We start from the raw sequence: 6,719 nt of genomic DNA on the forward strand, positions 1-6,719 counted from the left end.
CAGTCCATCCGGTGGAGGCAGTCCATCCGGTGGAGGCAGCCCATCCGGTGGAGGCAGCCCATCCGGTGGAGACAGCCCATCCGGTGGAGGCAGTCCATCCGGTGGAGGCAGCCCATCCGGTGGAGGCAGTCCATCCGGTGGAGGCAGTCCATCCGGTGGAGGCAGTCCATCCGGTGGAGGCAGCCCATCCGGTGGAGACAGCCCATCCGGTGGAGGTACCACCGGCGAGGCTTCCGAAAGCAATGCCTCCACCACGGCAGCCCCGAAGAAGGATACCCTGCTGACAGACAGCAAGACCAGGACGGTTTACAAGGTGACCAAGGCCGGCACAACCGGCGGAACGGTACAGTTTACAAAGTCAAAGGATACCAAGGCAAAGACCATCACCATCCCAGCTGCCGTGACCGTTGACGGCATCACCTACAAGGTGACCTCCATCGCAGCGGGAGCGCTGAAGAACAACAAGGAGGCCACCAGGGTAGTCATTGGGAAGAACGTCACTGTGATCGGAGCGGAAGCCTTCAGCGGCTGCACGAAGCTAAAAAGTGTCACCATCGGCAAAGGCGTGGTGTCCATTAACTTCAAAGCCTTTTATAACTGTACCAGCCTCACCACACTGACCCTGCCGGCAAGTGTGACCAAGATCTGGGATTATGCGTTCAAGGGCTGTAGCAAGTTAAGTACTCTTAAGATCAACAGTACCAAGCTGACCACCAAGACCTTAGCAGGACTTTCCATGAAGGGAATTTCCACCAAGACGGTGATCAAAGTGCCAAAGAGCAAAGTAAAGGCATACAAGACCTTATTTGTGAAGAAGGGACTGGATAAGAAGATTACAGTGAAGAGTCTGTAACGGATACAAGAGAATAAAAGTTACTGTAAAGTAAAGAATAGGCAGCTCTTTGGAGTTGCCTATTCTTAAATATAAAACAAATTGATCAGAAAAAGAAAAGAACATTCCAAAGAAGACTTTGTTAAACTAAATGCAGCCAAATCAGACCGTGAGGGTGGTAGAACAGTAGGTTCAGGCCGTGTTGCTACAATCATTGAGTAATTAAAAATTGTATTGATTTTATGGGCTTTCCGAGAGATCGGGAAGCCCTTTTTTGAGTTCCTATTTTGAGTTCGTCGAATAAAATTTCAGTTTCTTGCATAAACTTAAAAATGATGATAGAATGTAAAAAAGAATAGGAGGAACTTAAATGACAACTGAAGAATTATTTGAAAAATTAGAGTTGATTCAAAGACTTAAATGTGAAACTCCGACATTAGAGATAAAGAGTGCCGAACAAGGATGCCCAAAACATTTGTATGATTCACTGTCTAGCTTTTCCAATCAAGACGATGGCGGGATAATTATTTTCGGTGTTGATGAAAAACAGAACTATAAGGAAGTGGGAGTATATGATCCGCAGGATATTCAAAAGAAAATAAATGAACAATGTTTGCAGATGGAACCTGTTGTTAGACCATTACTCACAGTTGCTGAAAAGGATGGAAAGTTTTTTGTTTCTGCAGAAATACCAGGTGCAGATATTACGGAAAGACCTGTTTTCTATAAGGGAAAAGGTAGAGTAAAAGGTTCCTTTACGCGTGTCGGAGACAGTGATGAGTCTATGACCGAGTATGAGGTATATAGTTACGAAGCATATAGAAAGAAGTATCAAGATGATATTCGAGTAATTGAGAGAGTGTCGTTTGCTTCATTAAATCAGGAATTGTTAGCAAAGTATATAGAATTATTGAAAAACGGAAAACAGCGATTGGCTGCAATACCTGATAATGAAATATATGAGTTAATGAGCATAAAAAGAGAAAATGTGATTACCTTAAGTGCCGTAATGAATTTTAGTCCTTATCCTCAGGCATATTTCCCACAGCTATGTATTATTGCAACGGTTGTTCCGGGGACGGAAATGGGGACAATTGGAACGCAAGGAGAAAGGTTCTTAGATAATCAGCGAATAGAGGGTAATATTTCAGAAATGCTTGATGGTACAATGCAATTTGTAAGTAGAAATATGCGTACTAAAACAATTATTAATCCGCATACAGGAAAACGTGAGGACCGAACTGATTATCCAATTACTGCAATTAGAGAAGCAATACTTAATGCATTAGTGCATCGTGATTACAGCATTCATACCGAAGGAATGCCTATACAGGTAATAATGTATGAGGATAGAATTGAAATTAGAAATCCGGGTGGAATATATGGAAGGATTAAGATTGATCAGTTAGGAAAAGTGCAGCCTGACACTCGAAATCCGGTAATTGCGTCTGAATTAGAAGTGTTGAAGGTAACAGAAAATCGATATTCTGGAATTCCGACAATTCGCAGAACAATGCAGGAGTACAATTTACCGCAACCAGAATTCTTGGATGAAAGAGGAAGTTTCATTGTTAAATTGTACAAATACAGAGAGAGTGTTGTTACTGGTGAGACAGAGGAAATGGAGAATAGTGAACTGATTTTATTCTGCAAGACGCCAAGAACACGTAAGGAAATATGTGATTATCTAGGGTTGAATTCGGTAACATATGCGATTCAGACACATGTAATGCCTTTGGTTGATAAAGGGATAATTAAAATGAGTATTCCAGATAAACCCAAGAGCCCGAAACAGTTATTTTATTGTGACTAGGAAGAAAAAGAAATCCGGAATTGCGTTGCAAATTCTTTGTTAAATTCCCCCTTGACTCTCCCCTTAAGGGGAGCATGTAAAATTCCTTTATGAGTAAGAAAAAGGAGGAATTTTATGAGTACAAGCTGTATTGAAGTCTGTGAGCTGTCAAAAGCCTTCCATGGCCGGAAGGTTGTGGAAAATCTGACCTTTTCTGTAGAAAAGGGGCAGGTGTTTGGACTTTTGGGACATAATGGAGCGGGAAAAAGTACTACGATTGAGATGATACTGGGGCTAAAGAAGCCTGACAGTGGGCAGGCAGTGATTCTTGGTAAGGAGGCTGCAAAGCACAGAAGGGAAATCTTTGAAAAGGTAGGAGTTCAGCTGCAGGCCTCCAGTTATCAGGCTGCTATCCGGGTGGATGAGGTGTGCAGGGAGCATGCAGCACTTTATAAGGAGCCGAAGGATTATCGTGGGCTTCTGGAAAAATTTGGCCTGTCAGAGCTGGAAAAGAGCCAGGTGATGAAGCTTTCTGGTGGAGAGAGGCAGAAGCTTTCTGTTGTTCTGGCACTGATAGGAAATCCGCAGATTGTATTCTTAGATGAGCTTACAACAGGGCTGGATGTGGCAGCCAGAAGAGAGGTCTGGAGAACATTAAAGGACCTGAAGGACGCTGGGCTTACCATCTTTTTAACTACTCACTATATGGAAGAGGCAGAAAACCTTTGTGACAGAGTTGTATTAATTAAAAATGGGAAAAAGGTCGCAGAGGGAACAGTTGCCGAGGTGGTTGAAAAATCACCCTATGGCAGCTTAGAGGAGGCATATCTTTGGTATATGGATGAGGAGGTGGCGTTATGAGAAGCTTTCTAAAGCTTTACAGTGTTGAACAGAAGCTGTTTTTCAGGTCAGCAGATGTATTTGTGTTTAACTTGTGCATGCCTGTGTCTGCTTTTATATTGATTGCTCTGATTGGAGGAGGAAAGATGGCGGGAGACAGCCATATGACATATCTGCAGAGTGCTTTTGCTTCGCTGGTGGCGGTCGGCATCTGCTGTAGTGCATTTATGAGCATTCCTATTGTGATAGTTGATTACAGAGATAAAAAGATTTTGAAGCACTTTTATTGCAGTCCATGCAGCCCTGCCTGGATTCTTGGAGCAGATACCCTCTGCAGTGCTATTATGGCAGGTATTTCGGCAATTCTTGTTTCTGCTGTGGCAGTTTTTGGCTTTGGGTATCGGATGGAAGGAAATGCCTTGCATTTTGCCGGTGCATGGCTGCTTACGCTGGTTTCTATGTTTTCTATAGGGCTTATGATTGCCAGTCTTTGCAGAACAGTCAAGAGCATGAATGTAGTAACCAGCCTTGTGTACTTTCCGATGCTACTTTTATCCGGGGCAACGATTCCCTACGAGCTGTTTCCTAAGGGACTGCAAAGAGTGACAGATGTCATGCCGCTTACCCAGGGAATCAAGCTGATGAAAGCAGTTTCCATGGATGGAGCCTTAAATTCATCAATATACATTGTTATTTTACTCGTGTTAATTACGGCTATCTGTGGTATCATTGCATTAAAGGCATTTCGATGGGAATAGAGGTGTATTTTATGAAAATGACGGAAGTACATCATTGCTTTGAGGAGAAGGAACCCGGGCATCTGTACAAGATAGGTATGTTTGCACAAATGAACCATATTACGGTAAAAACTCTGCGGTTTTATGAGGAACAGGAGCTTTTGCTTCCGGTCTTTGTAGATAATGAGAATGGATACCGCTATTATACGTTAGATCAGATGTCGGTTCTTCATCAGATTTCTGCTTTAAAGCAGGCGGGATTTACATTGGAGGATATAAAAAGCCTGAAGCGTGGAGTCGATGAGAAGGCTTTTCTTGCCAGAAAAAAGGCAGAGATTTTATCCAGGATTGCTGAGCTTACAAAGCAGCTTACAGTAATTGATGGCTATATAGCAGAGGAGGCAAACTCGTTAGATACACCGGTATTGACAAAAAAGATTCCAGGGGTTATTGCTGCAACAATGCAAAAACGCATTAAAAGCTATGATGCCTTGTTTGAACTGATGCCTGCAATGGGAGCGGAAATGGAAGTCCTTGGCTGCGAGTGTGCTATTCCGGAGTATTGCTTTACACATTATCTGGAGCCGGTCTATAAGGATGAAGATATTCTTGTTGAAGTATGTGAGGCTGTTACAGAAAAAAAAGAAGATTCTGAGCTTGTGAAGTTCAAGGAATTTCCGGAGATTTTGGCGGCATGTATTTACCATAAGGGCTCTTATAATGATTTCCCGCGTACCTATGCGGTTGTCTTAAAATTTATTGAAGAAAATGGCTATGAAATCTGCGGGAATATCCGGGAAAGCTATATTGATGGAGTATGGAATAAAGAAAGCGAAAAGGACTGGCTTTCTCAGATAGAGATTCCTGTGAGAGCAGTCTGATTAATAGAAATGCGGGCATTATAGGCTCTGAAATAGTGATGGAGCTTTAATGCCCGCATAGTTGTTTTTTTAATTATTCCTGATAAGGATTTACATGAACCATGATATGCTTCACTTTAGGAAACTCGGCTTCTATTGCATCATGGACCTTTTCGGCAATGGCATGAGTTTCATTGAGGGGACGGTTGCCGTCAGCACTAATCTCAATGTCTACATAGATTTTATTCCCAAATACGCGGGTATTTAAAAAATCCACATTCAGGACACCGTCATGAGAACGGGCACATTCAGCGATTGCCTGCTCGGTAGCTTCATCACAGGAGTGGTCTACCATTTTACTAATGGCATCCTTAAAAATATCAATAGCTGCTTTGACGATAAAAATACAGATAATAAGGCTGGCAACAGGATCAAGAATCGGAAAACCCATCCGGGCTCCGCCAATACCAATCAATGCACCAATAGAGGAAAGGGCATCGCTTCTGTGATGCCAGGCATCGGCCATAAGGGCACTGGAGTCAATACGCTCAGCATTTATCTTTGTATACCAGTACATTGCTTCCTTGGAAGCAATGGAAATAATAGCAGCGATAAGAGCCAGAACACCTGGAATCTGTAAATCATGGTAGCTGCCGCCCAAAATATTTTGTAAGGCATCAAAGCCTATCATAAGGCCGGTCAAAAGAAGGACAACAGATAGGATAATGGCGGCGACACATTCAAAACGCTCGTGTCCATAAGGGTGTTCGCGGTCGGAAGCCTTGGATGAGAATTTAACACCGATAATAACAACGATACTGCTGAATACGTCAGAAGCTGAATGAACAGCATCGCTGACCATAGCACCGGAATGAGCTAAAATTCCTGCCAGTAGCTTAAAGGCAGATAAAATCAGATTTCCGATGATGCTGACTAAGGTTACCCTTGTGGCAGTTCTTTCAAACTCCGAAGCAGATGAAAAAGATGATTGCATTTTGCTGTTTGGTTCCATAATAGTTACCTCCTAAAATAAAGTATGATAGCTCTATGGCACTTGCTCTTTTTCTTGGAAAAGGGTAAAAAAACACCCACGATTCCAGTAATAGCAACTACTGTCCCGCGGATGTGATATCCACTGTCACTTGTGTGACCCGGCTCCATAGGCATTTGCCCTCGGCCTGCTCAGTTTGTACTGTAGATTAATATGCAGTGCAAAGAGTATTGCCATTACTATATCAAAAGGAATAGAAAATGTCAAGGATAATTTTGCTCTACATAGAGGGAAAGCAGGATAAAAGCCGTCTTCCACTGCTTTTAAATAAGTATTATTCAGAAATTTACGATGCAGAAGGACAGCTGCAGCGGATTGCAATTATCTCAACGAATAGCTGCACCAATATCAAGACCTATGCCAATTTGAAATATATTAACCAGCTTTATCTGCGGGAGCAGTTTTTAATGATTCGGGATGGGGATGGCAAGGATGCAAAGAAGCTGAAGCAGGAGCTGTGCAGCTATTATGCAGAACGCCGCCGGGAGGACGCCGGGGCGCTTCCGAGAGTGGAACCGAAAAACGTATTAATTTTAAAATACTATTCCTTTGAAATAAGGCTACCGCAATCCCACTGGCTTTAGACGGTGGGTTAAGGTAGCCAAAA

General features: G+C 42.8%; 6 protein-coding genes, 1 pseudogene and 1 riboswitch. Of the genes and pseudogenes, 6 read left to right on the plus strand and 1 reads right to left on the minus strand.

What is annotated here, in order from left to right:
• The 5 genes from ASU35_RS19555 to ASU35_RS17485 form a co-directional block, all read left to right on the plus strand.
• Positions 1–853 (plus strand): leucine-rich repeat domain-containing protein (locus tag ASU35_RS19555; protein ID WP_172794674.1); only part of this gene is annotated, 853 nt, incomplete at its 5' end.
• Positions 854–1,202: 349 nt separating this feature from the next.
• Positions 1,203–2,645, plus strand: coding sequence for an ATP-binding protein (locus tag ASU35_RS17470; RefSeq protein ID WP_058354243.1), 1,443 nt, complete (start codon positions 1,203–1,205; stop codon positions 2,643–2,645).
• Between the two features lie 114 nt (positions 2,646–2,759).
• A complete protein-coding gene (locus ASU35_RS17475) occupies positions 2,760–3,485 on the plus strand; it encodes an ABC transporter ATP-binding protein (RefSeq protein ID WP_058354244.1) in 726 nt (241 codons plus the stop codon).
• Positions 3,482–4,222 (plus strand): ABC transporter permease, encoded by a 741-nt coding sequence (locus ASU35_RS17480; RefSeq protein WP_058354245.1) that lies wholly within the window; start codon positions 3,482–3,484, stop codon positions 4,220–4,222. The genes ASU35_RS17475 and ASU35_RS17480 overlap by 4 nt, the downstream gene beginning before the upstream one ends.
• Before the next feature lie 11 nt (positions 4,223–4,233).
• The gene (locus ASU35_RS17485; protein WP_242861319.1) at positions 4,234–5,082 is read left to right on the plus strand and encodes a MerR family transcriptional regulator; all 849 of its coding nucleotides are present in this window, start codon (positions 4,234–4,236) and stop codon (positions 5,080–5,082) included.
• A 73-nt stretch (positions 5,083–5,155) separates the two neighbouring features.
• On the opposite strand, the gene ASU35_RS17490 is transcribed toward ASU35_RS17485, so the two are convergent.
• Positions 5,156–6,073: a cation diffusion facilitator family transporter gene (locus ASU35_RS17490; protein WP_083504376.1), complete on the minus strand. Its 918-nt coding sequence runs from the start codon at positions 6,071–6,073 to the stop codon at positions 5,156–5,158.
• Between the two features lie 98 nt (positions 6,074–6,171).
• Positions 6,172–6,257, minus strand: a riboswitch (NiCo riboswitch).
• Between the two features lie 79 nt (positions 6,258–6,336).
• Between ASU35_RS17490 and ASU35_RS17495 the strand changes: the two are divergent.
• Positions 6,337–6,666 (plus strand): annotated as a pseudogene (locus ASU35_RS17495) (OLD family endonuclease); the annotation flags it as partial.
• Positions 6,667–6,719 lie beyond the last annotated feature (53 nt).

The organism is Acetivibrio ethanolgignens (assembly GCF_001461035.1).
In the GTDB taxonomy this organism is placed as follows: domain Bacteria; phylum Bacillota; class Clostridia; order Lachnospirales; family Lachnospiraceae; genus Velocimicrobium; species Velocimicrobium ethanolgignens.

Bases quoted from the DNA above. Each gene is read 5' to 3' on its own strand.
- ASU35_RS17475 (WP_058354244.1), top strand. From the start codon at position 2,760: ATGAGTACAAGCTGTATTGAAGTCTGTGAGCTGTCAAAAGCCTTCCAT.
- ASU35_RS17480 (WP_058354245.1), top strand. From the start codon at position 3,482: ATGAGAAGCTTTCTAAAGCTTTACAGTGTTGAACAGAAGCTGTTTTTC.
- ASU35_RS17490 (WP_083504376.1), bottom strand. From the start codon at position 6,073: ATGGAACCAAACAGCAAAATGCAATCATCTTTTTCATCTGCTTCGGAG.
- ASU35_RS17470 (WP_058354243.1), top strand. From the start codon at position 1,203: ATGACAACTGAAGAATTATTTGAAAAATTAGAGTTGATTCAAAGACTT.
- ASU35_RS17485 (WP_242861319.1), top strand. From the start codon at position 4,234: ATGAAAATGACGGAAGTACATCATTGCTTTGAGGAGAAGGAACCCGGG.